This is a genomic window from Flavobacteriales bacterium, from assembly GCA_016704485.1.
Taxonomy (GTDB): Bacteria; Bacteroidota; Bacteroidia; order Flavobacteriales_F; family PHOS-HE28; genus PHOS-HE28.
Genome location: JADJAA010000002.1, coordinates 314,560 through 339,035, shown reverse-complemented (window position 1 = coordinate 339,035; position 24,476 = coordinate 314,560). Strand labels below are relative to the sequence as shown.

Here is a 24,476-nt window from a genome sequence, read left to right as displayed (position 1 = left end):
CAGCCTCAACAGCGATCATTTGTTGAACCTCAAAGTAAACGAAAATGAAGCATTGGATCGGTATCGATGTGAGCAGTGCAACCTTGGATTTCGCATTGCTCGATGAACACGGTGTTCACTTGGAGAGCTTGCAAGTAAGCAATGGTCGTACAGCCGTAATGACGCTAATGAACAGCTGGAAGAAACGATACGGAGTTGACACCGGGGAATGCCTAGTGTGTTTGGAACCTACCGGGCACTATACGTTGATGTTGCTTAATCTGATCGTGGAGCAGCACTGGCATGCTTGGTTGGCGCACCCGCTCGATATACAAAAGAGCATGGGCATCAAGCGTGTGAAGAACGACAAAGTGGACGCTTTGCGGATCGCGCAATACGCACGCACATTTCGAGAGAAAACACGTTTGTTCACAGCACAGAACCTCAAGCTCGATAAACTCAAGCACCTGCTCACACGTAGGCAACACTTGGTTCGCGTCAGAGCCATGTACAAGAAGCATCTCTCGGACCTGAACCGCTACATGGACAAGGACATTAAAAAGGCGTTCGACCAACTTGACAAGCGTTTGATCGTTGCTTCGGATCGTGCCGTGATACGCGTAGAGCAACTGATCATGGCACAGATCAAAGCCGATGATATAACCAGTGAACAATACAACCTGTTGCTCACGATCCCTGGCGTAGGCCCACAATTAGCGAGCTATTTGATCGCGCTCACCGATGGCTTCCATCGATTTACGAACCCACGCGAACTGGCATGTCATGCTGGTGTAGCTCCATTTGAGCGTAGTTCTGGTAGCAGTATTCGCGGACGAACGCAAGTATCACATCAAGCCAACAAGATCCTTAAGACCATGCTCCACATGGCTGCACTTGCCAACGTGCAACGCGAAGGAGAATTAAAGGTCTACTTCCAACGCAAAGTATCTGAAGGCAAGAAGCCGATATTGGTTGTCAATGCGGTCCGTAATAAGATCATCCATTGTGTTTGCGCCGTGATCCGCAACAACCGGCCCTATGAGCAGCGGCAATTAGTGCAGAATTGATCGGATTGCCGTACTTCGTATGTCGTGTCCAAACGGAAGCAGGCTCTGCTGAAGAGCAACCTAACAGGGATAGGCATGATGGCAACGGCCAACAACATGGATCAAGGGTGGGCCTCATCCTTGGTTCATGGCTGGAGTCCTAATGCCTGAAAAAAACTTTACGTTATGCTTGTTTTTAACATAGAATAAGTCTGCCGTAGGCGACCCTGCAGCATCGAAGATATAGCGCCACCATGCGCATGGTTACACAAGGTACAATGTGTTAGCGTCAAAGTCATGTTCTTGTTTTCACCATGGCGCGCCTTTACCATCGAGGTACCCGAATTCCTAATATGCGGTAAGTGGAGCATTCCGATTCTCACCACGAACATAGAACGCGAAACTGGAATGTTGGTACTCAACCGCATCGTCTACCAGCTGCCATTTCTTGGATACAGGGTTAGCATGTATGTAGTGCAGTTTCTGTTCGATCATTTTACCACTGAAAAGCTCCACTAGATCTGTTGATGTGGCAAAAACGCGATGCTTCTGGCCTCGTGCAATATCAGAAACTCGAAGACCTTGTTGAAGTTGTGTTAGAAGTTCATTCTGCTCTGAGGCTTTCAAACGTTCTATGATCTCGTATGCCATGAACCTTTTACCGTTACCAAGCACCGTATTGATCGTGCCTCCCTCAGGTACTCGGATCAAGAAATGTGCGTGGTTGGGCATGAACGCATAGCCCAGAAAGCGATACCCTTTGTTGTAAGCAATGTGCATCCACTTGTAGAGGATGTCATAAGCATTTGTTGCCTTGAACAATGGTAACCATTGGTAGCAGGTAAATGTCGCGAAATAGACCACGCCGTCCTGGGTTCGAAGTTTGCGCGTGGACATAAGTCCGAAGTTATGGGTTCGGAATCTTTTATGGGGTGCAGGGTCGCCTATGGCAGACCCTGCACAGGTTTAAACTCCGAACCATGACGAGCGCTCAGCGTTGCCACCTTGGTTGCGTGGCGGATAGCCATTCCGTAGAAGCAATGAACTGATAGACCTCCTTTCTCAGCGCTTTTTGCTCATCGGTCGTATTGAATCGCCCCCAAACTTCCATTGCCATAATTCGATCAGGTGCTTCCTGCTTCGCCACAAAGCACTGGACAAAAACAGTATCGCCTTGCAAGAATGGGTCGCATTCGAAGACACCGTACCAGCCACCTATCGAGGAGCAGATGTGCCGCACGAACCGTACATCAGATCTTTCTCCAGTGAGAGGATCTGTATGGAAATACGAATCACCTCGATAGTCATGCTCGTTGTTCTCATATGGGCCATTTCCAGGTTCGATGCGGTCTGTGATGTAGAATGCGACTAGATCAATTCCAGAAATCGTATTCTTTACAATTATTGATGCCACACCATCAGGATCAAGTTCCCAATGCTCTCGCTCAGGAAGTGAAAGTGCATAGATCTCATCATCAACGTCCAATGTATCTGTAAGCTGGGCTGGCGATTCTACTAAGCGACATTGTGGCCTGCACATGCTAAGCATCGCGCATACGCTCCAGAGGAGAATTAACTCTGTTGTTCGAATGACCGATTTCATCTTCAATAGAGAATACTCATAAATGTCTTCATGAATGCTTTCACCTCTAAACATCTATACCTCTACAGGATCTGCCGTAGGCGACCCTGCGGCATCGAAAGTAAATATTTGAAACCGTCTTATTGGTGCATTTTCGCCCATAGATCCAGAAAGCGTATAGCCAGAGTTCGTGAAGGAACCCGATCGCACTACGGAAGATGATATCTTCGGCCGCATGAAGGACAACCCGATAATTAGCAGGTTCCGCGCTGTGGCAATTGCAGAAGGATGGAGCTATTTGATCCTGCTTGGGATCGCGATGCCACTGAAATACATTTGGGATATGCCCCTGTTCGTGAAATACGTGGGGTGGGCGCATGGCGTTCTCTTCATAGCCTATTGGGTACTGGCCTTGCCGCTGTTCACTAAATTGAAGTGGGATCTGGAGCGGATCGTTGGTCTTGGCCTTGCATCGATCCTGCCTTTCGGTACGTTCATTATGGAACGGAAGTGGCTGCGCTGATCGACCTATCGATCCAATTTCACGAATCGTTGAATTGAACACTCGGTGCCTGATCGTATCGCGATCGAATAGGTACCCACTGCAAGCTCTTTCACAGGAATAGTGAACGAGGATACATCTCCAAATGTACCAGCCCAAACTATCGCTCCTTGGATATCGTACACTTCGATCTGTACTGCTGCTTTCTTGTGCATTTTAATATTCAGAAGATCCGCTACAGGATTCGGATAAACCATGATCCCTGCGGTGAGCGGAGGCATGTCATTTGTTGACACTGTAAGTAAGCTCGTGATATCACAGGTCTGCACCGAACGTGCAAACGTGCTCGCTATGACCTTGGTTCCAGCGGCGTTGAACTCGATGTCGAACACTGGCATTAACGGCATATTGTCGCCTAACCGATTCCATTGAAGGCCACCGTTCACGGTATAGTATACACCAACATCGGTGGACACGAAGATCAAGTCCTCGTTCCCATTCCGTACAAGAACATCGTTCACCGCAACTTGTGGCAGATCACCGGAGATGTCGATCCAACTTGTACCGTTATTCGCAGAACGATGTATGTGCGGAATATTCTCTCCTTCGCGATAGCCGGAATGCGTAACATAAACTGCATTTGCCAAATTCGGAGAGGCCACAACTGCCGTTACATAACGCTCTGGTAACGTGCCTGTCACATTGTTCCAGCTCGCGCCACCATTGGTCGATGCCCACACATTCGCATCACCGGTACCGACGTATATATTGCTGGCACTCACTGCGGATGGACTCAGTGTTGTGATCGTGTGTACCCTACCCGTTCCTCCATTCGAAAGGTCATTGCTGATCGGTTCCCAAAAGCCATAGGGCGCACCTTCCATTTTGTACATCCGTTCAGTTCCACAATACAGGACGCTTCGATCAAATGGATCGATCGTATAAGGCATGTCCCAATTCACACGATCATTCTCATCGATACCTGATACGCAATCGAAATAGTCCGATCCACCATTATCAGAATACAGCACGTAGCCATATTGAATTTCCACATAGCTCAGCAATGGATCCACTGGATCGAATTTGGGCAGGAAACCATCGCCTCCTGCCATGCGTTCCCAGCTATTAATGTTCGAGGCGTTTCCTCTGGACGTACCGTTGTCCTGCACACCGCACCAATAATCCGCTACCAAATGCGGGTTCTCTGCGGCATGGTAGACCTGATTCACGGGGATATTCTCGATGTCCTCCCACGTACCTCCTTCGTCATTGGTCCGATAGATTCCTCCATCCGTGCATAAGAGGATCACGTTGCCCGTAGTGAACTGCAGATCATGCTTATCCGCGTGAACTTCGTACGTTCCCCAAGATGGCGTAAACATATCCCACGTATCTCCACCATCTACGGATGTGTAACTATCCACACCCAAAATATAGACCCGCTCAGCATCCGAAGGGTTGACGTGGATCTTTCCGAAGTACCAACCGAACGTGCTATGCAAATTGTCGACCGTTGATATATCCAAACTGGTCCATGATGCACCAGCATTAATGGTCTTGTAGATCCCCTCCACGCCATAAGTGGAATCCGCAACAATTGCATAGAGTGTGTTCGGCGCAGAATGGGCAATTGCAAGCCCGATCCGTGAAACGGGATAGTTCGGTAGACCATTGGTGAGTTGCACCCAATCCGAACCACCGTTGGTTGTTTTCCAGATCTTTCCATTCGGCCCGTGGGCCACACTTTCGGAATTACTCCGAATTCGATCGAAGGTAGCGGCATAGATGACCTGTGCGTTGCTCGGATCCATCACCATATCGATCACGCCCGCTTGATCACTGACGAACAATACGGAAGTCCATGAGTCGCCACCATCTATCGTCTTGTACAATCCACGGTTGTCGTCACGTATGAAAGGTTGGCCCATGGCCGCTGCATAAACGGTGTTGGAATTCGTCGGATCAACAATGATCGATGCAGTTACATGTTGGTCGACCAGTCCCTTGTGCTGCCATGTTGTACCGCCATCGGTGCTTTTGTACACACCGTCGCCTATGTAGCAGAATCCTGAGATATTAGCGTCACCAGTGCCAACCCAGATCGTATTCGGGTTGCTCGGATCAAATGTGATGTAACCGATGGACAAATAGGGTTGTTCATCAAATACAGGAGTCCATGTCGATCCGCCATCCGTTGTCCGGAAAACGCCACCAGTTGCGGCGCCTGCCAACATTATGTCAGAGTCCGTTGGATGGATCGCAATGGTATTGAATCGCCCCCCGATGTTCCCAGGACCTTCAACCGTCCAGGTCAAAAGATCGCGTTCCACTTGAGCGCTTCTTAGTCGAAGGGCTTCAGCAACACCCTTTTTATAGGCGACCAGATCGAACACTGCATCGGGGTACGCACGCTCCAGCAACATGCGTTCATTTACCACCTGCGGACCGCTCGGATGGCCATTTTCATCCTTCGACCTATCCTGCATTGTGGCATGGACCAACCCGAGGATGACAATGCATCCAAAAGCCAATACGATGTACTTACCTTTTTTCATTGATCAGGAGGTTATCATTGACGAGATCGAGTATAACTGACGAGGAAATGTAACGACATTGCAAGCTACATTAATTCCTTGTTAACGCCGCAGTGATCCTTGTCTATGCTCAGATCTGAGCAATCATCCAAAATATCAGATCACCAATGGACCTGGATCGTCACAACTGCGCATTTCCATATCGCTATGAACATTTGCTTTCGTATATTGACTGGCAAGTTGGAACCGCAATTTTGTCATAAGCAATGGCAGATCTGATCCATGGCTCAGTCTTTGTACATTGAACAGCGTAACTTTATTGAATACTTATTCAGCCAAGAGCACAAGCACATGAATCGAAATCAAAAATTGATCGGCCTTTTGGCCGCTGTTGCAGTAGGTGCCGCACTCGGAGTGTTGTTTGCACCTGACTCTGGAAAAGAAACCCGGAAAAAACTGAAGAAAAAGGCATCTAAAGCAAAAGATGACCTCGGCGATGCAATTGATAAAGGCCGTGTAGAATGGAGCAAGGCAAAAGGAAAGGTATCCGACGCCGCATCCATGACATCAGAGGAAGTGAAGGATTTCATCCGATTCCTCGTCGATGAAGGGAAAGACCTTCGTTCACGCTTAAAGGATGATGTTGAGGTATCCGAAGAGGATCTTTCCGAGAAAGTTGAACGAGCTGCTGAGAATATTCGGCACAGTGCAAATTGATCATTATGCCGGAGCAAAAGGAAACGGAATTCAAAGAGCGCTACAGCGCAAATGGTGACGCCACGCCTGGGATCGATGATGTTCTGGGCACCGTTCTGGACGATTCCAAAGAGTGGTTGGATGCGCAGGTCGCTTATTCCAAATTGGCAGGTAGCGAAACATTGGGCAAGTTATCCGGAGCGCTGATACTAGGCTTTGTCATGGCCTTGTTCATTACCGGCGGACTTCTCATGTGCAGCATTGCATTGGCCATATGGCTAGGGCAGCTCATGAACAGCTTGGTACTTGGGTTCCTTAGTACGGCTGGTATTTTTATTTTGCTCGCCGCTACTGTATATTTCCTTTTCGGCCCGGTGATCCGGAATTTCATAACGCTTTCCATCATCAATACCATCCATGAAAAGGATTGAACGCTTCAAGAATATGGATGAAGTGCTTGCTGAGAAACAAGTCCTCCGAGCAGCACGCGCAGCCCAGAACGAACGTATGCAGGCCCATCTGGAAACCTTTCGCGACCCGGATCTTCGCAAAGCTTTGATCAGCAATTCCATTCAAGAAGCCATTCAGTCCATCTCTCCGTTGAAGGCACTGAAAGCTGCGTTCGGTAACGACAATGGGATCGCTGGCAACCTGCTCGGAATTGTGCTTGGTTCAACCGGGAAAACCATAAAAGGAAAGGCGCTCGGATGGTTCGCGGGTCTTGTTCTACCCGCCATTGCAAATGCGTTCATGCAAAGCAAACGCGGTGAGCGGCTCGTCCACGAACTTGGTCGTTCATGGGAGCGTATCCGAAACCGATTGACCGGTGAACACGAAGAAGTGTGATCTTCGTACGGTAACACGATCAAAGACCATGACCGGATCCGAAGGACTAAAGCGCTATGTTCTGCTATTGCTCGCCACGGTGCTCACCGTTGTGGCGCTCTTCTATGGAAGAAGCTTGATCCTCTTGGTCGTTGGGAGTGGGCTATTAGCCTTCCTAATGCTACCCATTGCACGTAGCATGGACCGCTTCGGACCGAAATGGTTGGGGGCAACAGTTGCCACGCTGGTCTTGTTGATCGTAGTTATCGGCACCCTTTTCTTAATGGGATGGCAACTAAGAAGGTTCGCTGATGACCTTCCAACGCTGAAAACAGCTTTGGTAGAAAAAGGAACCATGATACAGGCATGGATCGCCGACCGGACCCACATGAGCCAACGTGAACAGTTGAAATGGTTCAATGAACGCGTGGGCGAAATTGCGAGTACCGGTGGTAAGGTCGCAGTAGATCTTTTCTCAAGCACAGGCAATGTGCTGGCGAGCATAGTACCAATACCACTCTTCGTGTTCCTCTTGATACTGTTACGCGATAGGTTCCGAATGTTCTTCAAACAACTCGGTTCTACCAGTGATGGTCTGGTCTTGGACATCATGATACGGATCTCCAAACTATCCCAAAAATACCTCAAAGGTGTTTTCACCGTGATCGTGATCCTCGGCGTACTGAACAGCATCGGCTTCCTTATTCTTGGACTGAAATACGCCATCCTTCTCGGTTTTTTAGTGGGTTTCCTGAATGTGATACCGTACATCGGCGTAATGATCGGCTCGCTCTTCCCCCTTTTGATCGCCCTGATAACCAAAGATTCCTACATGTATGCCGTCGGTGCTTTAGGCGTTTGCGCGATAACACAATTCCTGGAGAACAACTTCATTACACCGAAAGTGGTTGGGTCGAGTGTGAGCATTAACCCCTTGGCCAGCTTGGTAGCGCTTATCGCAGGCGGAACGCTGTGGGGCCTTATTGGTATGGTGCTGGCCATTCCAATTACGGGAATGATCAAGATCGTATGCGATTCATTGCCCGCTTTGAAACCATACGGTTACATCCTCGGTGAGGATCATGATTTCCCTGAGGAAGACCGTATCAAGATCCCCTTTACAGAAAACTGGCGAAAGGGAAAAGCGACAGTGAATAAAGACAACTAGCGGAAGATCGCAGTTGTAAGTTCCTGATCATGCGATACCTGACCACGGTACATGCCCGGACAATTGAAATCCAGGACGATGTTACCGTCTCGATCCACAGCAATAAGGCCGCCATCGCCATCCAGCTTCGGTAATTTTTCATGGACCACTTCGCGCACCGCATCAGCAAGCGAGAGTCCTTTGTACAGCATCAGTGCGTGCACATCGAAGGCAACAACAGCGCGAATAAAGCTTTCGCCGTGGCCAGTGCAACTGATCGCGCATGAATCATTATTGGCATACGTACCTGCTCCAATGATCGGGCTATCCCCTATCCGCTGGAACTTCTTATTGGTCATGCCACCTGTACTCGTTGCGGCAGCCAAGTTGCCATTCGCATCCCAAGCCACAGCACCTACGGTCCCGAATTTCCGTTCCTTGTCAGCATGATCCAGTTGTACGCGATCAGTCCCTGCAACTTCCTTCCATTGCTCATACCGCAGGTCGTCAAAGAAGTATTGATCGTCCTCCAACTCCACACGTTGCTTATGTGCAAACTCAAAGGCACCGTTGCCGCTTAACAGCACATGTTCACTATGGTCCATCACTTTGCGGGCCAGCCCGATAGGGTTCTTTACATTCTGCACACCCGCTACGGCACCGGCCTTCAGATCGGATCCGTTCATCAAGCTCGCATCCATTTCATGCTGTCCATCGGCATTGAACACCGACCCACGACCCGCATTGAATAGTGGCGAATCCTCCATCACACGTACCGCGACTTCCACCGCATCCAAGGCAGCTCCACCTTTCGAAAGGATCTCCTGCCCCCTTGTCAACGCTAATTCCAGCGTGCTGTGGTAGGCTTGCTCCCGGCTGCTGGTCATTAACTCCTTGGATATGGTTCCGGCACCTCCATGCACGGCCAACGCGAACTTCATCATCTGAACGATCAATTAACGCGGTGAAAGTAGGGCACCGCCAAACCGATAAGTGCACCAACAGCGTAACCTGTCAACACATCCGTGGGGAAATGCTTGCCCGCTCTTACACGCAAATATCCCATCGCCGCAGGCGCCAAAGCAGCGCCGATCCAGGTTACGGTCTTCACCCCGCTCGAGGCATTGCTCCGTTGCATCATGCTTGCACATGCGAAGGTTAATGCAGCCGTGTTTGCGGTATGTCCACTCCAAAAACTGAGTTGGTCGTTATTGGATGGGACTAGCACCTCCGGTGCATTGCTGTTGTAGAGGTAAGGGCGCGGTCTTCGTACCAATTCCTTAACCGTATTGGTAACTCCGCTAGCCAATAGGCCGGAGCTCGTAATGATCACGATCGGTACTAATGGCTTCGCTTGCTCATCACCAATGATCGCCGCGGTGAATGATGCCGCCAGTGCAACTCCGAATAAGACGTTGCTGGTCGTATGGGCGGAGGGACTCCATTGGCGCGTTGCCACCCGATCTATTCCAGGGATCCTGTCGTAATCCAGAACGGGGGCAGGTGCGGTCCTGTTCCGGTGTTCGAGAAAGAACGAAGTTCCATGGGAAATGAGTCCAGCACCAATGATCGCGCTTTCACGGACCGGCTTCAATTCAAACCCACTTTGGGCATGAGCCACCGTGGTAATTGAACAGAAAACGACAATGGCCCTGAGCAGTGCTCCTGGCCATTGTCCAACATTCGAAATGGATTTCACCTTATTCCGCGATCAGCACACCGTTGGCCAAGAACATCAAACTGGTTTCGGGTTCCGTGATCTTCGCGATCTCTTCTTCGCTCTTTCCTGCATCTTCTGCATAATGCTGCAAAGTGGCCACATCGGTGGTTTCCTTCTTTGCATACCCCTGCATAATTGCATGCTTTCCTTCCAGCCCGGATGTAGGAACAAAGAAGCCATAATCCTTGAAGCGGACCTTCATCACCTCACCGTCCTTCAACATCACATCCATCCAACAGCCTTTCTTGGTGCAGCTGGTGATCACTTCACATTGCACTTTGGTCGCAAGTGAATCCGTTGTTGTCATTGCCTTCAAAAGGTCTTCGGTGGTAATCGCTCCATCGGGGGTGATGGCATCGCCGAAGCTCTTCATTGCGACCTGTTCAGTCCTATCCTGCGCTTTAAGTTCAGGCGAAGTCGTGCATACGACCGCTAATAATGCGGTTACTGTGAGTAGTATGATCCGGTTCATTTTCAATTGGGTTGTTGCAAATATCGGTATAAGCAAGGATCATACCATGCTGATCGTCATGTGTTCAAACCGGACCTGTTGGCAATCTACCATGAATTGCCGCTCCAGTAAAGCACTATGAGGGTACGTTTGCGCCGAACATGTTATACCATTTGGAAATAGAGATCCTTCTGATCTGCTCGCTCTTTTCCGCCCATGCTTCTTCAAAAAATAGTTCCGTAGCTATGGCTATGCAAATATTTTTTGAATCGCCTGATCAAAAATTAACACGTGCCTTCGGCAGTCAGTATCGCATCTTGGGACGAATCTCTAGATCCAAATGGTATTAGCACAAAAGATCACCATAGGCAGACTTGAGCATATCGCTCTTACCGACCTTGGCGTTCCACGTGTAATTGCCAAGATCGATACCGGTGCTTATCGCAGTGCTTTACACTATCAGAACCTGGGGATCCGCACCGTGAACGGCGAACGGAAGTTGGTGGTGACATTTCAAATGGGTGGCGTTCGTAAAAAGATGATCTTTTCACGCTATAAACGGGTAAAAGTGAAGAGCAGCAATGGTTCCATCAGTAATCGCTACCTGATCAGCACCGTTGTTCAATTGAACGATCATGCAGTGCGCACGCAGTTCACGCTGTTCGACAGGAGCGATATGAAGTTCCAAGTGCTACTTGGCCGAAAATTCCTGCGCGGCAGATTCGTCGTGGATGTAGGAGAACGGTTCTTATTGGGGTAAGGGTTCCAACCAAACCGCGATATTCGAGCTATTCGATCGCGGATCCACCCAGAAGGACGCGAGTGGTGATCAATGTTGAATTCCTTCAACCCCCACACGGAATCAGATATGTTTGGGGGCGGAACAAGGTTGCAAGCCGCTGTTCTGCATTAAGCGAAGCTCAATTCGCGCTACAACCGAAGTTCAAGCCATGTCTAAGTATGCCGCTCAATGAACTTCACGATCTCGCCAGCAATATCTTGGCCAGTGGCCTTTTCGATGCCTTCCAGACCGGGGCTACTATTCACTTCCAATACCAAGGGACCCCGATCGCTTTGAAGCATGTCCACGCCGGCTACGTGCAGGCCCAAAGCCTTTACGGCTTTTATGGCAGACACTTCTTCTTCGTGCGATAGTTCGATCAATTCCGCAGTACCGCCACGGTGCAGGTTGCTACGGAACTCACCTTCCTTGCCCGTACGCTTCATCGCTCCAACTACCCTACCATCCACTACGAAAGCGCGGATGTCCACGCCTTTGCTTTCCTTGATGAATTCCTGCACGATGACACGGGCCTTCAAGCTATTGAACGCTTCGCAAACGGCGACTGCACTTTTCTTGGTCTCGGCCAGCACTACGCCCAATCCTTGGGTACCTTCCAACAATTTGATGATACACGGCGCACCACCCACGCTATCGACCACGCTGCCTACATCTTTGCTGTAATTGGTAAAGACGGTCTTGGGAATGCCTACTCCGCTGCGCGTAAGGATCTGCATGCTGCGAAGCTTGTCCCGGCTGCGGACCAATGCTTGGCTCTCAATGGTGGTAAAAACTTTCATCATTTCGAACTGTCGGACCACCGCAGTGCCATAGAACGTAACACTTGCACCAATTCGTGGGATAACTGCGTCCACATCCGTGATGGACTCACCACCATAAATGATCTGTGGGTTCTTCTTTTCGATGAAAATATCACACTTTATATGATTTATCACGCGCACGTTGTGGCCGCGTATTTCACAAGCCTCCACCAATCGTTTGGTAGAATACAATTTGGTATCCCGGGATAATACTACGATGTTCATTGGAAAAGTAAGGGCGCCAAAGTAATGAACCAACCCACTGTTCATCACAATTGTCCATAACATGCCTCTATTATTTCGGGGCTATCCGGAAGTTCAGTATTTTTCGCAACCCAATTCAAGGGCTTCACGATGGCGCCTAAAAGCGAAGTAAGTACTGAATTCTCCAAAGGCATATCGCCTGATCTGAAGCAATCCTTTGAAAAGAACGGTTTTCTGCACTTCCGGAATTTCTTGGACATTCATGCAGTTGAAGCCATACGGACCGCGATAAATGAATTAAGCCGAAGTTGGGTGCAACAGGACCTGAAAGTATTGAACGGTACACCGATCAAGTTCGGACGTGACGTTGACGGCACTCCGATCGTACAGCGTTTTTGTTTCGCATCGCAATACCACCCTGTACTCGAGGAATTGATGAACGATCCTCGATTGAATTTGCTTCTGAACCTCTACGATGAAAAAGCACGCTTCGGAACGCACGAGAAGGATGGCTTGGTGATCAATCATTATGTAAATTCCTCTGAAAGCAACTTCACACAAATGGGTTGGCATACCGACTCTGTTCGTGATCTCTTTCTCGGTAAGAAAATGTACCCCATGTTGAACGTTGGTATCCACTTGGATGATCAGGATCCACGGAATGGAGGATTACGTATTTTACCCGGAACACATAAGCAACGTAAGTCCGGCATCCTATTCCGCAAGGTGCAGTTCCTGGACAACAGACCGGACCCACGTGAAGTGGCTTTCGACATTAAGGCTGGCGATCTTACGGTACACGATGGTCGCGCTTGGCACAGGGTTCAACGTTCCTCCTTGATCGGTGAAGCAAGCCGCAGGCGAGTGATGTATATACCGATCATTTCAGGGGAATTCCAACTGAAAACAGCGAATAGCAAAACTCCGTTCTATCATCGGTTCCAAGGATTTGTTAAGTGAGGCCGTAGGTGTTGATGGAGAAAGGATACGCATTGATAACCGGTGCAAGTCAGGGATTGGGACGAGCAATTGCTTTGCAAATAGCTGAACGAGGTTATGGCATCATAGCTGTTGCGCGTACACGGGTCAAGCTGGAAGAAACGGCCGCTGCATGCAGAGCTCTGAACGGTGGACGCGTGCGTATCGTTGAAGCCGACCTCACCGCACCGGATGCTATATCGAAATTAGCTGCTGACGTGATCTCTTCCGGTGTTCAATTGGACATTGTGGTGAACAACGCTGGCGAAGCTATTTGGGGGCGATTCGCAGAAAAACCGCTTGCTGACCATCTCCGTATGATGAAGCTGAACATGACGGTCCCGGTGGAATTAACGCATTTGCTTATCCCCCATCTCAAGCAAACCAAGTGCGCCTATATTCTGAATATTGGAAGCATGGCGGGGTACAATGCGATGGCTACGTTAAGTACCTACAGCGGTAGTAAATCCTTTATTCTACGGTGGTCGCGATCCTTGAGAATGGAACTGGACGCAACCGGCATCAAGGTCTGCTGCGTGTGCCCGGGTAGTGTGATCACAGGATTCACCGAAAGGGCCGGCATGCAAGCGCTGGACGAACTTGCGAAGAAATTCGGGCACCCTCCTGAGCCAATTGCAAAAGCTGCGTTAAATGCCATGTTCGCTGGAAAGGCCGAGGTGGTTCCTGGTCTGATGAACCGCATCACCGTATTCGCAATGGGCCTAATGCCAGAAGGGCTTGTTGAGCGAATTGCCAGTGGCATCTATTTGAAAAAACTGAAGTGACGGAATTCAGGTTGGGCTGATTTTCGTTGACCATTTTAACGTAAGTGCACTTGCACGCCATGACAGCCAAGCCGCAATAGGTGCTGCAATAACATCCACTGTCCAATGCACATGTTGGACCAGAACACCTATCCCTACGAAAACCGTTACGGCCATGAACAAGGTTCGCCAATTCCGACCCGGAACCACCAAGAACAAAAGGAATGCGGTCGCAGTATGTCCACTGAAGAAAAGATCTTTCTCGAATGGTACGTCAGAAGGATAAAAGAGCTGGGCGAATGGATCTTGCAGCGTTACCAGATCGATAGGTGGTACCAATGGCACCAGGATCATGCAGATCATGCGGAGTGTAATGAGCATGATGTAAGCTTGAAAACCACGCAAGAGCCGAACTGGATCTTTCAAGGTTATGATCATTGCCAATACCGCTGCGCTGTACAAGACACCAAAGATCAGCGTGGACAAGTCCTTGCGCGGCAAGTAGTCCAAGAACGGTTCAAAGGGTATTATCCCTGGACGGGTGAGCATCAGATCGAACACAACGGGCAATGCTGCGATCATTGCTGCCGCTGCTATCAATGTTCCAATAACTCCTCTGGAACTTAATTCTCTGCGCTTCACCATTGGACCACTTATTTACGGCGGTTCCGAAAGTAACCTTGTTCACACTAGTTTCGCGGTGATGTGGGGATCCTTTAAGCATTGGTGTAGGAAAGATCCGTTGCGAGCACTTACTGTGATCGCCTTTGTTCCCCGGTTGATCGCTGCTTTTTTCAGTGAAGGATACTTCGCTCACGATGACCATTTCCTTGTTATTGAAGCGGCTGGGTCCTGGGTGGATGGTGCGGATTACAACAATTGGCTTCCCTGGAACCAAGGTGATTCTCCCAGACCGAGCGGACATAGTTTTTTCTTCGTTGGTCTACATTATCTGTTCTTCTACATTCTGAAGACCATAGGCGTTTCCGATCCGAAATCGATGATGATCGCTGTGCGCATTTTGCTCGCAATTTGGAGTTTGGTCGTAGTACGTGTCGGGTATAGAATAGCCCTGCGTCTGTCCAACGCCGAGATCGCTTGGCGGACCGGACTCTTTTTAGCACTGTTCTATTTCATGCCTTTCCTAGCGGTAAGGAACCTTGTGGAGGTCGCCTGCATCCCATTCCTCATGTTAGGAGCATATCACTTGGTACGCAACAAGAATGAGATCGGATTGAAAGATGCACTGATAGCAGGCATATGGATAGGACTTGCAATTAATGTGAGGTTCCAGACCCTATTCTTTGCCATTGGTCCTGGACTGGCATTCCTCTTGCAAAAAAAGTGGAAGCACACCATCTATTACGGAATCGGAATTCTGGGTCCCATAGTGGCATTACAAGGCATGATCGATATCATCCTGTGGGGTATACCTTTCGCGGAGATAACGGAGTACGTGCTGTACAACCTTTACAACACGACAACCTATGGCGTGCTTCCTTGGTACAATTACCTCCTTTTGCTCGCAGGCATTTACCTGCCATTCCTGGGGCTGGCGGTGTTGTTCGGTTTCGTTCGGCGAACCGCTCCCCTTTTGCTTTGGCTTCCAATGCTGCTTTTCATTGCTATCCATTCCTATTTTCCGAATAAACAAGAACGTTTCCTTCTGCCTATAATCCCTTTGTTCTTCGTAGTTGGTCATGTTAGCTGGGAACAGTATCTCGCAACATCGAAATGGTGGCAGAACAAGGCAGGTTTGTGGCGTGGCCATGTACTATGGATACATTCATTGAACTTTGTGATCCTGGTCGTATTGTGTTTTACCTACAGTAAGCGCTCCCGTGTTGAAGCACTTTACTCACTCCGTGATCATCGGCCGTTGAAAGGAATCGTCATCGAAGACACCTACGGGAAGGAAGCACCTATGCCACCGCTATTCTATTTGGGACAATGGGATACAAATGTGTTGCCTTGGACAGACCCGACCGCAGATCTTGCGGTTGTTCTAGATGATTACCCTTTGAACGAGAAACCGGAGATCATTCTATTCTTCGGGGAAGAGGATATCAATAACCGCATTGCTAGGGTAACTGAAGCAATGGGGCCTTTGCACGAGATCGGGCGATCGGAACCGGGCCTGGTGGATCGTGTTGTTCATTGGTTGAACCCGGTGAACCGGAACGAAACCATTGTAACAATGGCCACGGGTCCACAATGAACCGAATTAATTATCCAACCATTCGGATCGTCATCGCGAAAGGCTAAATAGGAGGTGTGCGCACGAGTACCGTGACCTGTTCACACTTTGAGAGGTTGTGCAAGATCCATTTTCATCAGTCAGGTTGGATCTTTTGATATCCGGTACGCGTATTTTCGCACCCGAAATCGCAGCTCTTAACAATCAATGATCGACTTTACTTCTTTGGATTTTGCCGTTCTGTTAACATCGCATGGATTGATAGCTCTTTTCACCCTTACGGTGTTGGAGATCGTGCTGGGGATCGATAACATCATCTTCATTTCGATAATCAGTAATACGTTATCCACACGTGTTGAACAGCGCAAGGCTCGGCAGATCGGTCTCGCGTTGGCCATGATCACCCGCGTTCTGCTGCTGCTATCCTTAAGCTGGGTAATGGGGCTGAATGAAACGTTGTTCACATTATTCGGACATGACTTCAGCGGACGCGACCTGGTACTGATCCTAGGAGGACTGTTCCTGATCTACAAAGCCACTGTGGAAGTACATTCCAAGGTCACTGGACACGATGAAGATCCACTGTCCAACATCAAAAAAAGAGGTATGGCCATGGTGATCTCGCAGATCGTGGTGGTGGACATTGTATTCTCGTTGGACTCCGTGATCACTGCCGTGGGTATGAGCAATGAGATCGTCATCATGGTCCTAGCGGTCATCATTGCCGTGGTCGTCATGATGGTAGCAGCAACCACGATCAGTGACTTTGTAGAGGATAACCCTACTGTAAAGGTCTTGGCCTTGGCATTCCTGCTAATGATCGGTGTAGCACTATTGATCGAGGGCATGGGCGAACATATCAATAAGAATTATATCTATTTCGCCATGGGATTCTCCGTACTTGTGGAGACGCTCAACCTGAGAATGATGAAGAATAGAAATAAGACAATAATGAAGGAGCGAGCCGATCAGGAGGCAGAGGACGCACAACGCGAAATTGCATCCGACGGGCGCGAACAAGGTTCAGGGAATTGACCCGTCCAGTACATTGGTCGGTGTAATTCCCCCTATATTTATCAAAATGATATCCCGATCATTATTGACACCGGTATAGCTCACTACGCCGTCCATATTAACATCTTCCGCATGGTAGCCGCTTAATGTAGCGGTAGGCACGACCCCACCGATCAAGGTCAGTATAAGATCACGATCATTGTTCGTGTTCGTGTAGACAATTTGGTTGTCTCCGTTCACATCACCGGCAAACATCACCTGTTTTCCACTCAGTATTTTTATTGCGGCACTGCCTCCATACAATGCTGCGGTGCCATTGGTAAGATCAACGCTCGTTGGTGTAGAGGAAAGTGCATAACGGCCCGCTGCCATGATACCCAAGTGCGTTCGATGCCTCACTGCTATATAGTATTGATCCGATGGCATGTTAAGCGTTACCGGAGAGGTGCCGTCCGTACTAACAATATCTCCATCGCGCTGCAATAATGCACTCCGTGTGGCCACGACCAAAGCGCTATCATTCTTGGCACGAAGCTCTACCACCACCCAATCCACGATCGCATTGGCATTCGAAACGGACAATACCGAGGCAGATGTTGTTTCTCCCCCGCCGCCGCCTGTGTGTGTGTATCCTAACCCTGAATATGGCTCGTTAAGCGGCACAACTCCATTCGCTCGTAGATCAGCCTTCATCAGGCCATTTGTCGTATTGAATGGCCCCTCCAGGAAGGCCCTGAGGCTAACCTTTACACTGGGCGACGAGAGCGGAGGAGCGAAACCGTTCAATGTGGATACACCCGTATTCGCGGAATCCAACCAATCCCGCAGTCTGGAGACCGAAGAAACACCATCCCAACTTGCACTGAACTTTGCACATCCAGTAGGCAATGTTGTGGAATTGGTACAATCCTGCGCGCCTTCATTCATGTGCCCGACCATTCGTTTGTTCTGATCGAACAATGGGCCGCCACTGGAAACGCCTTCAACGATACCTTGGTTCCAATAGCTCCTCCATAGTTGAGTGCCACCTGCAGAATAGGAAGTCAGCGGATTCGTATCGAATGTGATCTTTTTCACGTCGTAAGCTGGATGATGGATCACTGTACCCGTTTGTGGTGTAGCGCCCGATCGATCCCAACCCGCATAATAAACATCATATCCGGCGGCTTGCGGCGAGTTGGTAAGTTTCAACAATGCAAAATCATCATAGTAATCAATTGCCAAAAGCGATGCACCAGTGAGCGTCTGCACGGTCTGGCCGGTATCGCCAACACAAGCAGGGGCCTCATAATTGAAGTAGAACACATACTGGCTCGTTGTTGGTTGATAACAATGGTTGGCCATATGGAAAAGCGGACGACCTGGAGCATGCACGGCATTGATCAAATTACCGGAACATCCACCACCATCCGGACGCAAGAACATGGCAACCGACTTTTTCTGATCCTGCCAGGCCGCTGCTTGTGGACAGTTCACATTGATGTTGCACGTGTGGCTTGCATATCCTGGCCAGTAGTCCCGCAAATAGCCAGCTTCCCTGAAATTGAACAGGTCACGGTACCCGTGCGTAATACTTGCTACGTGCAAGTCGCCAGTTGGAGACTGAGCGGGCACACGATACTCGATCACCACGGCATCGCCTGGTACCACAGCTGTGGCCATGGAACCATCGTCCGGGTTCCGGTTCGACATTGTAAATCCACCGATGTAGAAATTCCGATCCTCGTTGTACAAATGAACAGTCGCACTTACTGGCAGTTCCCATTGATCGAACTGAACACTTAGCATGGCCGCACCCGGACTTCGCAGAAGTAAGCGGCATGAACGATCGCCATTCGGCAATTGGGTCCAGACACCTTCTTGCACGACATTCGCTGAAAGAACCCTTTGTACGCCGTACTTCAGTTCATCCGAGCCAAGGTCTTCTGAATCCACCAATGCCTGTACATCCAATGGATGAAGCGAAATACTCGGTATGGTGGACCTATCATCGTCTCCGTTTCCCCAATTCAAAGGGGGCTGAGCTGTTGATATCTGGCCATAACAGAACAGTCCGCATGAAAGAAACAAGAAAGTGGTGATCGGTCGCATTTTGGGAAGGCGCAAAGCTAGTTGAACAGGATGCCGTTCTAACATACGGGATAAGAGTCCTTAAAGACCAATTATCACGAATTCAGTTCTTCGATTCTCGGCCCTTCCGGCTTCGGTATCGTTGCTCTTCAAGGGGACCGTAGGCCCTAAGCCTTTGAAAGCTAACCGTGACCCAGCGATCCCTTTATCCTGCAAATAGCCCATTACGGTGAATGCTCGGTCATTGCTAAGCACCATGTTCTCCTGTGTGTTACCTACGTTGTCCGTATGCCCTTCGATCCGGATCTTCACCTTTGGGTTCTCGGTCATGAATTCGATCAACTCGTCCAAAATGAATTCCGAGGTCTTTGATATCTCTGCCGAGTTCGTAGTGTACTTGATATCGTTCACGCGGTAGCTCTTCCCAACCGCGATCTTCTGCACGGTCATATCCACTTTCGCGACACCGGCTCGTACCGTATCCTCCAGCGAGAAACTGTGCGTATCGAACACATGATCCTTCTTCTTTACCGTCACCACTACGTCGCTATTCTCTTTCAAATTCACAATAGTTGCGTAACGGCCATCCGTGCTATCCACATGGATGATCTCGGTCTTGCGTGTATCCATGTACTTGATCTCCACGGTCGCGTCCTTCACCACGCGACCCGCTTCGTCGCGAACCGTTCCTTTCACGATCAGGATCTCTTCCGGCCGGACATCCACAGGCAGGTCGAAGCCATAAATATCCAACCCACCAACGCCCTGGAACCTACCACTGGCAAAGTAGGCGGTTCGACCGTCAGCACTTACGATCAATCCGTGTTCGTCCTGTTCGGTATTCAATGGGTTCCCAATGTTCTTGGGTTTTCCCCATGTGCCATCGTCTCCTAATTTGCTAAAGAATATATCGTAACCACCGATGCTCTTATGGCCTTTATCAGGATCATCTTGCGGTGGTTTTGCCGCGAAGTACATGGTGCGGCTATCCGAGTGCATGAACGGTGCCTTCTCATCTCCCATGGTGTTGATCCCGGGCACTGGGCGTGCTGGCGCCCACTCCCCTTTCTCATCGCGGGTGCTTTGGAAGATATCCGTTGCATCCGTGTTCTGCCGATTAACCGCAAAGTATAGCGTGCGGCCATCGGCACTCAACGTCGGTTGACTTTCCCATCCATCGGGCGTGTTTATGTTCGGCCCCAGGTTATCCAGGCCGGTCCAGATGTAGGTCTGGCCACCCTTGTCCATATCGAACTTGCTATCGTAATGCGTGCGGTATATGTCGCAGTTCACATAGCCGCGAGCATCCGCCGGTGAGCATACCGTAACGAACATTTCCTTATTGTTCACGTTGATCGTTACTCCGCCATATCCATCTCCAAGGTTAAAGGGTTCAGGCAGCGCTTCTCCAGCATTGAAGTCCGACTTGCTATCCGTTCGGCGGGCTTCTATCAATTCCTCCACATCGCGTGAAACAATATCACCTTTTGCCTTCACCTTGCTTTTTCTGGTGATGAACATCAACTCGTTATCGGGCGATAGCATGGGCAGGTATTCTTCAGCCGGTGTGCTCACTCCGCGAACTATCCTGGGATCCAACGGTGCAGTGTTCTTGTAGAAATCCACATAGAATTGGAGCTCGGGCATTACAGCTTCCACATCAGCGTATTTCTTGTCGTAGTCCTTAGTGAGCTTCGTAGGATCATCCGTCGGGAATTCACGGAACGCTTCGAAAGCTTTCGCGGCCTCGGCAAATTCATCCTGCGCATAGTGCATGATCCCCATATGATAGGGCACGTTACTGTGGAATTGTGGGCATTTGGTCTCCAACTGATCAAAGTACCTGATCGCCGCATCATATCCTTTTCCGCTCTCTTTTCCAATGCGATAGGCAGACATTCCCAGTTCATAAAGACACGTTGCGCATTCAGCATCGTTCTCCAACGCTTCCTTCAACTTATGATGACGAGACTCCGCGTCCTTGGCCTTTTCGGCATCGGCAAGCAGCTTCAGGATCTTCTTGTCCGTAGGTGGATCACATGGTCCGGGTTCATCCTGTGCAAATGCACTTGTACCGATCAACAGACCCACAATGACCAGGATCCTGGTTAACTGAATGCTCATACTTCTCTTCGGGCGACCGTATTGGAGGTCGTTGCTATTTCTGTGCCGATCTTGACATACCATGACCCGTAGGGGCGGACCATGGTCCGCCCCTACGGGTCATGGTTATTTTACGGTCGTGTTGGTTTCCTCCGCCTTTTTTATCATGTCATCACCTTTATTACGCGCCATCACCACGATGCCATCAGCACGTTTATCGGCCTCAGCAACGAATTGTTGTTCTTTCTTATCCGCTTCTTGTTTGGCTTTATCCGCTAGTGCTTTCGCCGCCAACTTTGCCAATGGATTCGTGACCTTGGCTAATTCATCATCTGCTGCTTTATAGGCTTGGGACTTAATGCTGGCTGCTTCCTGACGTGCCTTTGCCTTGATGTCATCCGCTTGTTTCTGGGCCTCTGCGATCAATTTGGCGGCCTCCTCACGCGCCTTTGCAACAACATCTTCCTTGACCTTAATGATCTGGTTGTTCAGCTCTTCCTTGATCTCCGTAACGATCATATCCTTCACATTGGACTCTCCACCTGCGAACTGGGGTTTGATGATCGGTTTTTCGATCGTTCCTGTGATCTTGATGGTGGCATCCAGCTCTTTAGGGACCTGGAAATTGGACCCGATCGCTTGATTTGCTTTTCCCAACAATCCAGCAACAGCCGAGGTTGCTTGCGCACCGAAAATGTCACTCGGGATCTTCGCTTTCATGTTGTAGTCGATCGCTTGGTCCTCGAATGCTGTGCTACCACCCACATTGGCTTTGATCCGGTCGATCTTCACATCGAACGGGTCGGTGATCATCTTACCATCCGCGAACCGATAGCTGAACGATACATCCTGCAATGTGGTATTCTCTATGCCTTGTATCTTCAATGCTTTCGCAATATCCACCAAGGGTTGAAACCCATCGATCCGTACGTTCTTCGTGTTCAATGTTCCAGCACCCGTTAAGGTATTCATGTTCGGCTCCATCTTCGCATTCAGATCCGCTTGCATGCGCATGGCGGTACTGAATTTCCCTTTCGCCGTCTTTGCTATCGGTGCCATTTTCTGCACTGCATCAACGTATTTCACGGTCTGCTCAATGTCCAGGTCCTTCACCTTATATCCCAGATCGATGTTGGGTCTGCTCAGATCCTTGGCATCATAGAATCCATCCATGTTCACGCTACCTTCAAATAGATTGAAGAATACATCCTTCAGGTCAACGCGACTATCATGAATGTGCATTCCCCCTTTCACGTTGGTCAGGTGCATTTCATCATAGATCACCTCTTTCACGGCCATACCCATTCGGAAATTGATATTGCTCGGTACTTCGATCACGCTCATTGAACTCGTATCCGCAGGTGCTCCTTCAGTTGTTGCAGTTTCAGGACCCATCAATTCGTTCATATCGAACTTGTCGGCGGTCATATCAAAAGTTCCTACGAGCGTGCTGTCCTTCAACCACCACTGAAGGTAGTTATCCATTCGCCCTTTAGCTTGGATGCTGCTACTGCCAACGGTTCCATCAAAACTGGTAAGTGCCAGGAATTGGGGACTGAATTCAAAATACAAGCTGTTTATACCTACCGGGATCGGCAACGAATCGCTCTTGTATGCCATATCCAAAAGGATCAATTTCCCATCCGCAGTAAATTTCTCATATCGCTGCGCCTCGATATCGCTCATAGCACCTTTCATGCGAATGTCCGCCGTGAGGTTACCTTTCAATTCATCTCCTTTTTCCAACGGAACCACCTTGTTGATGCTCGCGAGATCCACGTTGGCCTTGAGCTCAGCATCCACTGTCGGGTTCGTTGTGGGCTTTACCAAAAGCATGCGTGCCTCAATAGGATTGCCCGCCATCTTCAGAGCGAAGCGCTTCAAATTCACCACCATTCCATCCGTGTCCTTTCCATCCGGACTGGTCACTTTCAGATCAACGAAAATATTCTCGCAGCTTTCAGGGAGGTCCGGATATTTGAAGCGGCCATTATCGATATTCAGATCAACCCCGAAACCAGGCATGACCTCCTCTCCATAGGTTCCCTTCACATAGCCGCCGAAGGCCACTTTCCCCGACATCTCAACGCCCTTAAGGTCCTTTGCGAAGGCTGCAGGGATCAACGATAGGATCATTTTCAGGTCGGTCCGTTGTGCTGCCCATGTGAGGTCCATAGCGATATCATCCGTAGGCATGGCCAACCAGCCATCGAACGCAACGGCGAGCTCATTGATCTTCAACTCATTTTCCTTGAACGTGAATTTCATATTCGCCAGGTCCATGTCCAGATCCGCATCCAATTCGGCCTTTACTTGTTTAAGATATTTCACGCCATCGTAAACAACGGTAACACTGTCGATGGTGGTCTTTGTTTCAAGCGTGAAAAGATCCTGTCGGAAATCGCCGCTTCCCTTGTGTTGCACATTGGCCAGATCCATGCTCACGGGTAACGAGAGATCCTCGTAGATGATATGGCCGTTCTCAATGAAGTATTCCCTTAACCCGAAGCTCAGCGAACTAGCCGTATCGCTTGGTGTTTCAACTGCTGCACTATCCGCTATTGCGATGTCGTAATTGGCCTTTCCATCTTCCAGAACACGGATATGGATGTAAGGCTTGATGAGACCCACACGTTTGATGTCGATCTTATCACCGAATACGCTCTTGATATCAATGGTCGCTGTTAGCGAACCGATCCGCGCAAGGTCAACGCCCTCGAATGGTGCATTACCACTCACCTTCACATCGGCAATATCCACTGTAAGGTCCGGGAAGCTTTTCAGTATGGTGATGTCCCATTCGCCCCAGTTAACGATGGCATTGATATTCTTGTTGACCTCAAGCTTCACCGCAGCTTCAATTTTATCCCTGAATACATAGGGTAGTATGATGGCCGCAGCCAGAACCAGCACAATAAGTACTGCGAGCGTAATAAAAATGCGTTTGATCCACTTGGACATTTTATAGGTAGTGAATGGTGATGGGTGAATGGTGAAGAGCTTTGACGTTACCGCAGCCTTGGGTCGTGGAATGGTCTTTCATGAATACCGCAGAAGTTCAA

Annotated in this window: 22 protein-coding genes; 11 read left to right on the top strand and 11 right to left on the bottom strand. The window is 49.4% G+C overall.

What is annotated here, in order from left to right:
- Window positions 1-44: 44 nt before the first annotated feature.
- On the top strand, window positions 45-1,046 hold the full coding sequence (locus IPF95_12580) for an IS110 family transposase (GenBank protein MBK6475525.1): 1,002 nt from the start codon (window positions 45-47) through the stop codon (window positions 1,044-1,046).
- 327 nt (window positions 1,047-1,373) lie between these two features.
- Here the strand turns inward: IPF95_12580 and IPF95_12575 are convergent, their stop codons facing one another.
- Together IPF95_12575 and IPF95_12570 are read right to left on the bottom strand one after the other, a co-directional pair.
- The gene (locus IPF95_12575) at window positions 1,374-1,922 is read right to left on the bottom strand and encodes a hypothetical protein (protein ID MBK6475524.1); all 549 of its coding nucleotides are present in this window, start codon (window positions 1,920-1,922) and stop codon (window positions 1,374-1,376) included.
- Window positions 1,923-2,016: 94 nt separating this feature from the next.
- Window positions 2,017-2,628, bottom strand: a complete 612-nt coding sequence (locus tag IPF95_12570) for a hypothetical protein (GenBank protein MBK6475523.1) — start codon at window positions 2,626-2,628, stop codon at window positions 2,017-2,019.
- A gap of 214 nt (window positions 2,629-2,842) precedes the next feature.
- Here IPF95_12570 and IPF95_12565 point away from each other — a divergent pair, with 214 nt between their 5' ends.
- A complete protein-coding gene (locus tag IPF95_12565) occupies window positions 2,843-3,130 on the top strand; it encodes a DUF3817 domain-containing protein (protein MBK6475522.1) in 288 nt (95 codons plus the stop codon).
- A 5-nt stretch (window positions 3,131-3,135) separates the two neighbouring features.
- Here IPF95_12565 and IPF95_12560 read toward each other — a convergent pair whose 3' ends face one another.
- Window positions 3,136-5,664, bottom strand: coding sequence for a T9SS type A sorting domain-containing protein (locus IPF95_12560; GenBank protein ID MBK6475521.1), 2,529 nt, complete (start codon window positions 5,662-5,664; stop codon window positions 3,136-3,138).
- Window positions 5,665-5,994: 330 nt separating this feature from the next.
- On the opposite strand from IPF95_12560, the gene IPF95_12555 reads away from it, so the two are divergent.
- From IPF95_12555 to IPF95_12540, 4 genes are read left to right on the top strand one after another with little or no spacing between them, the layout of a single operon-like run.
- Complete coding sequence (locus IPF95_12555) at window positions 5,995-6,360, top strand: YtxH domain-containing protein (protein ID MBK6475520.1); 366 nt, start codon at window positions 5,995-5,997, stop codon at window positions 6,358-6,360.
- Between the two features lie 5 nt (window positions 6,361-6,365).
- Window positions 6,366-6,770 (top strand): hypothetical protein, encoded by a 405-nt coding sequence (locus IPF95_12550; protein ID MBK6475519.1) that lies wholly within the window; start codon window positions 6,366-6,368, stop codon window positions 6,768-6,770.
- On the top strand, window positions 6,757-7,185 hold the full coding sequence (locus tag IPF95_12545) for a hypothetical protein (GenBank protein ID MBK6475518.1): 429 nt from the start codon (window positions 6,757-6,759) through the stop codon (window positions 7,183-7,185). The genes IPF95_12550 and IPF95_12545 overlap by 14 nt, the downstream gene beginning before the upstream one ends.
- The gene (locus IPF95_12540) at window positions 7,166-8,332 is read left to right on the top strand and encodes an AI-2E family transporter (GenBank protein MBK6475517.1); all 1,167 of its coding nucleotides are present in this window, start codon (window positions 7,166-7,168) and stop codon (window positions 8,330-8,332) included. Before IPF95_12545 ends, IPF95_12540 begins: the two co-directional genes overlap by 20 nt.
- Here IPF95_12540 and IPF95_12535 read toward each other — a convergent pair.
- The 3 genes from IPF95_12535 to IPF95_12525 are packed head-to-tail and all read right to left on the bottom strand — an operon-like array spanning window position 8,329 to window position 10,503.
- Window positions 8,329-9,255 (bottom strand): isoaspartyl peptidase/L-asparaginase, encoded by a 927-nt coding sequence (locus tag IPF95_12535; GenBank protein ID MBK6475516.1) that lies wholly within the window; start codon window positions 9,253-9,255, stop codon window positions 8,329-8,331. The two genes, IPF95_12540 and IPF95_12535, sit on opposite strands and share 4 nt — an antisense overlap.
- Window positions 9,256-9,263: 8 nt before the next feature.
- Entirely contained in the window at window positions 9,264-10,010 is a 747-nt protein-coding gene (locus IPF95_12530; GenBank protein MBK6475515.1) for a phosphatase PAP2 family protein, read from the bottom strand.
- A gap of 1 nt (window position 10,011) precedes the next feature.
- Entirely contained in the window at window positions 10,012-10,503 is a 492-nt protein-coding gene (locus tag IPF95_12525) for a DUF4920 domain-containing protein (protein MBK6475514.1), read from the bottom strand.
- Window positions 10,504-10,822: 319 nt separating this feature from the next.
- Between IPF95_12525 and IPF95_12520 the strand changes: the two genes are divergently transcribed.
- The gene (locus IPF95_12520) at window positions 10,823-11,242 is read left to right on the top strand and encodes an ATP-dependent zinc protease (GenBank protein ID MBK6475513.1); all 420 of its coding nucleotides are present in this window, start codon (window positions 10,823-10,825) and stop codon (window positions 11,240-11,242) included.
- A 194-nt stretch (window positions 11,243-11,436) separates the two neighbouring features.
- Here IPF95_12520 and rimK read toward each other — a convergent pair whose 3' ends face one another.
- Window positions 11,437-12,309 (bottom strand): 30S ribosomal protein S6--L-glutamate ligase, encoded by an 873-nt coding sequence (gene rimK / locus IPF95_12515; GenBank protein ID MBK6475512.1) that lies wholly within the window; start codon window positions 12,307-12,309, stop codon window positions 11,437-11,439.
- A 129-nt stretch (window positions 12,310-12,438) separates the two neighbouring features.
- On the opposite strand from rimK, the gene IPF95_12510 reads away from it, so the two are divergent.
- Both IPF95_12510 and IPF95_12505 read left to right on the top strand, forming a co-directional pair.
- Window positions 12,439-13,248: a phytanoyl-CoA dioxygenase family protein gene (locus tag IPF95_12510; GenBank protein MBK6475511.1), complete on the top strand. Its 810-nt coding sequence runs from the start codon at window positions 12,439-12,441 to the stop codon at window positions 13,246-13,248.
- A 14-nt stretch (window positions 13,249-13,262) separates the two neighbouring features.
- The gene (locus tag IPF95_12505) at window positions 13,263-14,051 is read left to right on the top strand and encodes an SDR family oxidoreductase (protein ID MBK6475510.1); all 789 of its coding nucleotides are present in this window, start codon (window positions 13,263-13,265) and stop codon (window positions 14,049-14,051) included.
- Between the two features lie 6 nt (window positions 14,052-14,057).
- On the opposite strand, the gene IPF95_12500 is transcribed toward IPF95_12505, so the two are convergent.
- The gene (locus IPF95_12500) at window positions 14,058-14,675 is read right to left on the bottom strand and encodes a phosphatase PAP2 family protein (protein ID MBK6475509.1); all 618 of its coding nucleotides are present in this window, start codon (window positions 14,673-14,675) and stop codon (window positions 14,058-14,060) included.
- A 97-nt stretch (window positions 14,676-14,772) separates the two neighbouring features.
- Between IPF95_12500 and IPF95_12495 the strand changes: the two genes are divergently transcribed.
- Both IPF95_12495 and IPF95_12490 read left to right on the top strand, forming a co-directional pair.
- Window positions 14,773-16,248, top strand: coding sequence for a glycosyltransferase family 39 protein (locus IPF95_12495; protein MBK6475508.1), 1,476 nt, complete (start codon window positions 14,773-14,775; stop codon window positions 16,246-16,248).
- 186 nt (window positions 16,249-16,434) lie between these two features.
- Entirely contained in the window at window positions 16,435-17,262 is an 828-nt protein-coding gene (locus IPF95_12490) for a TerC family protein (protein ID MBK6475507.1), read from the top strand.
- On the opposite strand, the gene IPF95_12485 is transcribed toward IPF95_12490, so the two are convergent.
- The 3 genes from IPF95_12485 to IPF95_12475 form a co-directional block, all read right to left on the bottom strand.
- Window positions 17,251-19,332: a hypothetical protein gene (locus tag IPF95_12485; GenBank protein MBK6475506.1), complete on the bottom strand. Its 2,082-nt coding sequence runs from the start codon at window positions 19,330-19,332 to the stop codon at window positions 17,251-17,253. The two genes, IPF95_12490 and IPF95_12485, sit on opposite strands and share 12 nt — an antisense overlap.
- Before the next feature lie 60 nt (window positions 19,333-19,392).
- On the bottom strand, window positions 19,393-21,435 hold the full coding sequence (locus IPF95_12480) for an OmpA family protein (protein MBK6475505.1): 2,043 nt from the start codon (window positions 21,433-21,435) through the stop codon (window positions 19,393-19,395).
- A 105-nt stretch (window positions 21,436-21,540) separates the two neighbouring features.
- A complete protein-coding gene (locus IPF95_12475; protein ID MBK6475504.1) occupies window positions 21,541-24,375 on the bottom strand; it encodes an AsmA family protein in 2,835 nt (944 codons plus the stop codon).
- Window positions 24,376-24,476 lie beyond the last annotated feature (101 nt).

Coding starts and splice junctions, on each gene's coding strand:
- rimK (MBK6475512.1), bottom strand. CDS start 12,309: ATGAACATCGTAGTATTATCCCGGGATACCAAATTGTATTCTACCAAA.
- IPF95_12520 (MBK6475513.1), top strand. CDS start 10,823: ATGGTATTAGCACAAAAGATCACCATAGGCAGACTTGAGCATATCGCT.
- IPF95_12570 (MBK6475523.1), bottom strand. CDS start 2,628: ATGAAATCGGTCATTCGAACAACAGAGTTAATTCTCCTCTGGAGCGTA.
- IPF95_12475 (MBK6475504.1), bottom strand. CDS start 24,375: ATGTCCAAGTGGATCAAACGCATTTTTATTACGCTCGCAGTACTTATT.
- IPF95_12575 (MBK6475524.1), bottom strand. CDS start 1,922: ATGTCCACGCGCAAACTTCGAACCCAGGACGGCGTGGTCTATTTCGCG.
- IPF95_12535 (MBK6475516.1), bottom strand. CDS start 9,255: ATGATGAAGTTCGCGTTGGCCGTGCATGGAGGTGCCGGAACCATATCC.
- IPF95_12560 (MBK6475521.1), bottom strand. CDS start 5,664: ATGAAAAAAGGTAAGTACATCGTATTGGCTTTTGGATGCATTGTCATC.
- IPF95_12490 (MBK6475507.1), top strand. CDS start 16,435: ATGATCGACTTTACTTCTTTGGATTTTGCCGTTCTGTTAACATCGCAT.
- IPF95_12500 (MBK6475509.1), bottom strand. CDS start 14,675: ATGGTGAAGCGCAGAGAATTAAGTTCCAGAGGAGTTATTGGAACATTG.
- IPF95_12550 (MBK6475519.1), top strand. CDS start 6,366: ATGCCGGAGCAAAAGGAAACGGAATTCAAAGAGCGCTACAGCGCAAAT.
- IPF95_12580 (MBK6475525.1), top strand. CDS start 45: ATGAAGCATTGGATCGGTATCGATGTGAGCAGTGCAACCTTGGATTTC.
- IPF95_12525 (MBK6475514.1), bottom strand. CDS start 10,503: ATGAACCGGATCATACTACTCACAGTAACCGCATTATTAGCGGTCGTA.
- IPF95_12485 (MBK6475506.1), bottom strand. CDS start 19,332: ATGCGACCGATCACCACTTTCTTGTTTCTTTCATGCGGACTGTTCTGT.
- IPF95_12565 (MBK6475522.1), top strand. CDS start 2,843: ATGAAGGACAACCCGATAATTAGCAGGTTCCGCGCTGTGGCAATTGCA.
- IPF95_12480 (MBK6475505.1), bottom strand. CDS start 21,435: ATGAGCATTCAGTTAACCAGGATCCTGGTCATTGTGGGTCTGTTGATC.
- IPF95_12545 (MBK6475518.1), top strand. CDS start 6,757: ATGAAAAGGATTGAACGCTTCAAGAATATGGATGAAGTGCTTGCTGAG.
- IPF95_12505 (MBK6475510.1), top strand. CDS start 13,263: ATGGAGAAAGGATACGCATTGATAACCGGTGCAAGTCAGGGATTGGGA.
- IPF95_12555 (MBK6475520.1), top strand. CDS start 5,995: ATGAATCGAAATCAAAAATTGATCGGCCTTTTGGCCGCTGTTGCAGTA.
- IPF95_12510 (MBK6475511.1), top strand. CDS start 12,439: ATGGCGCCTAAAAGCGAAGTAAGTACTGAATTCTCCAAAGGCATATCG.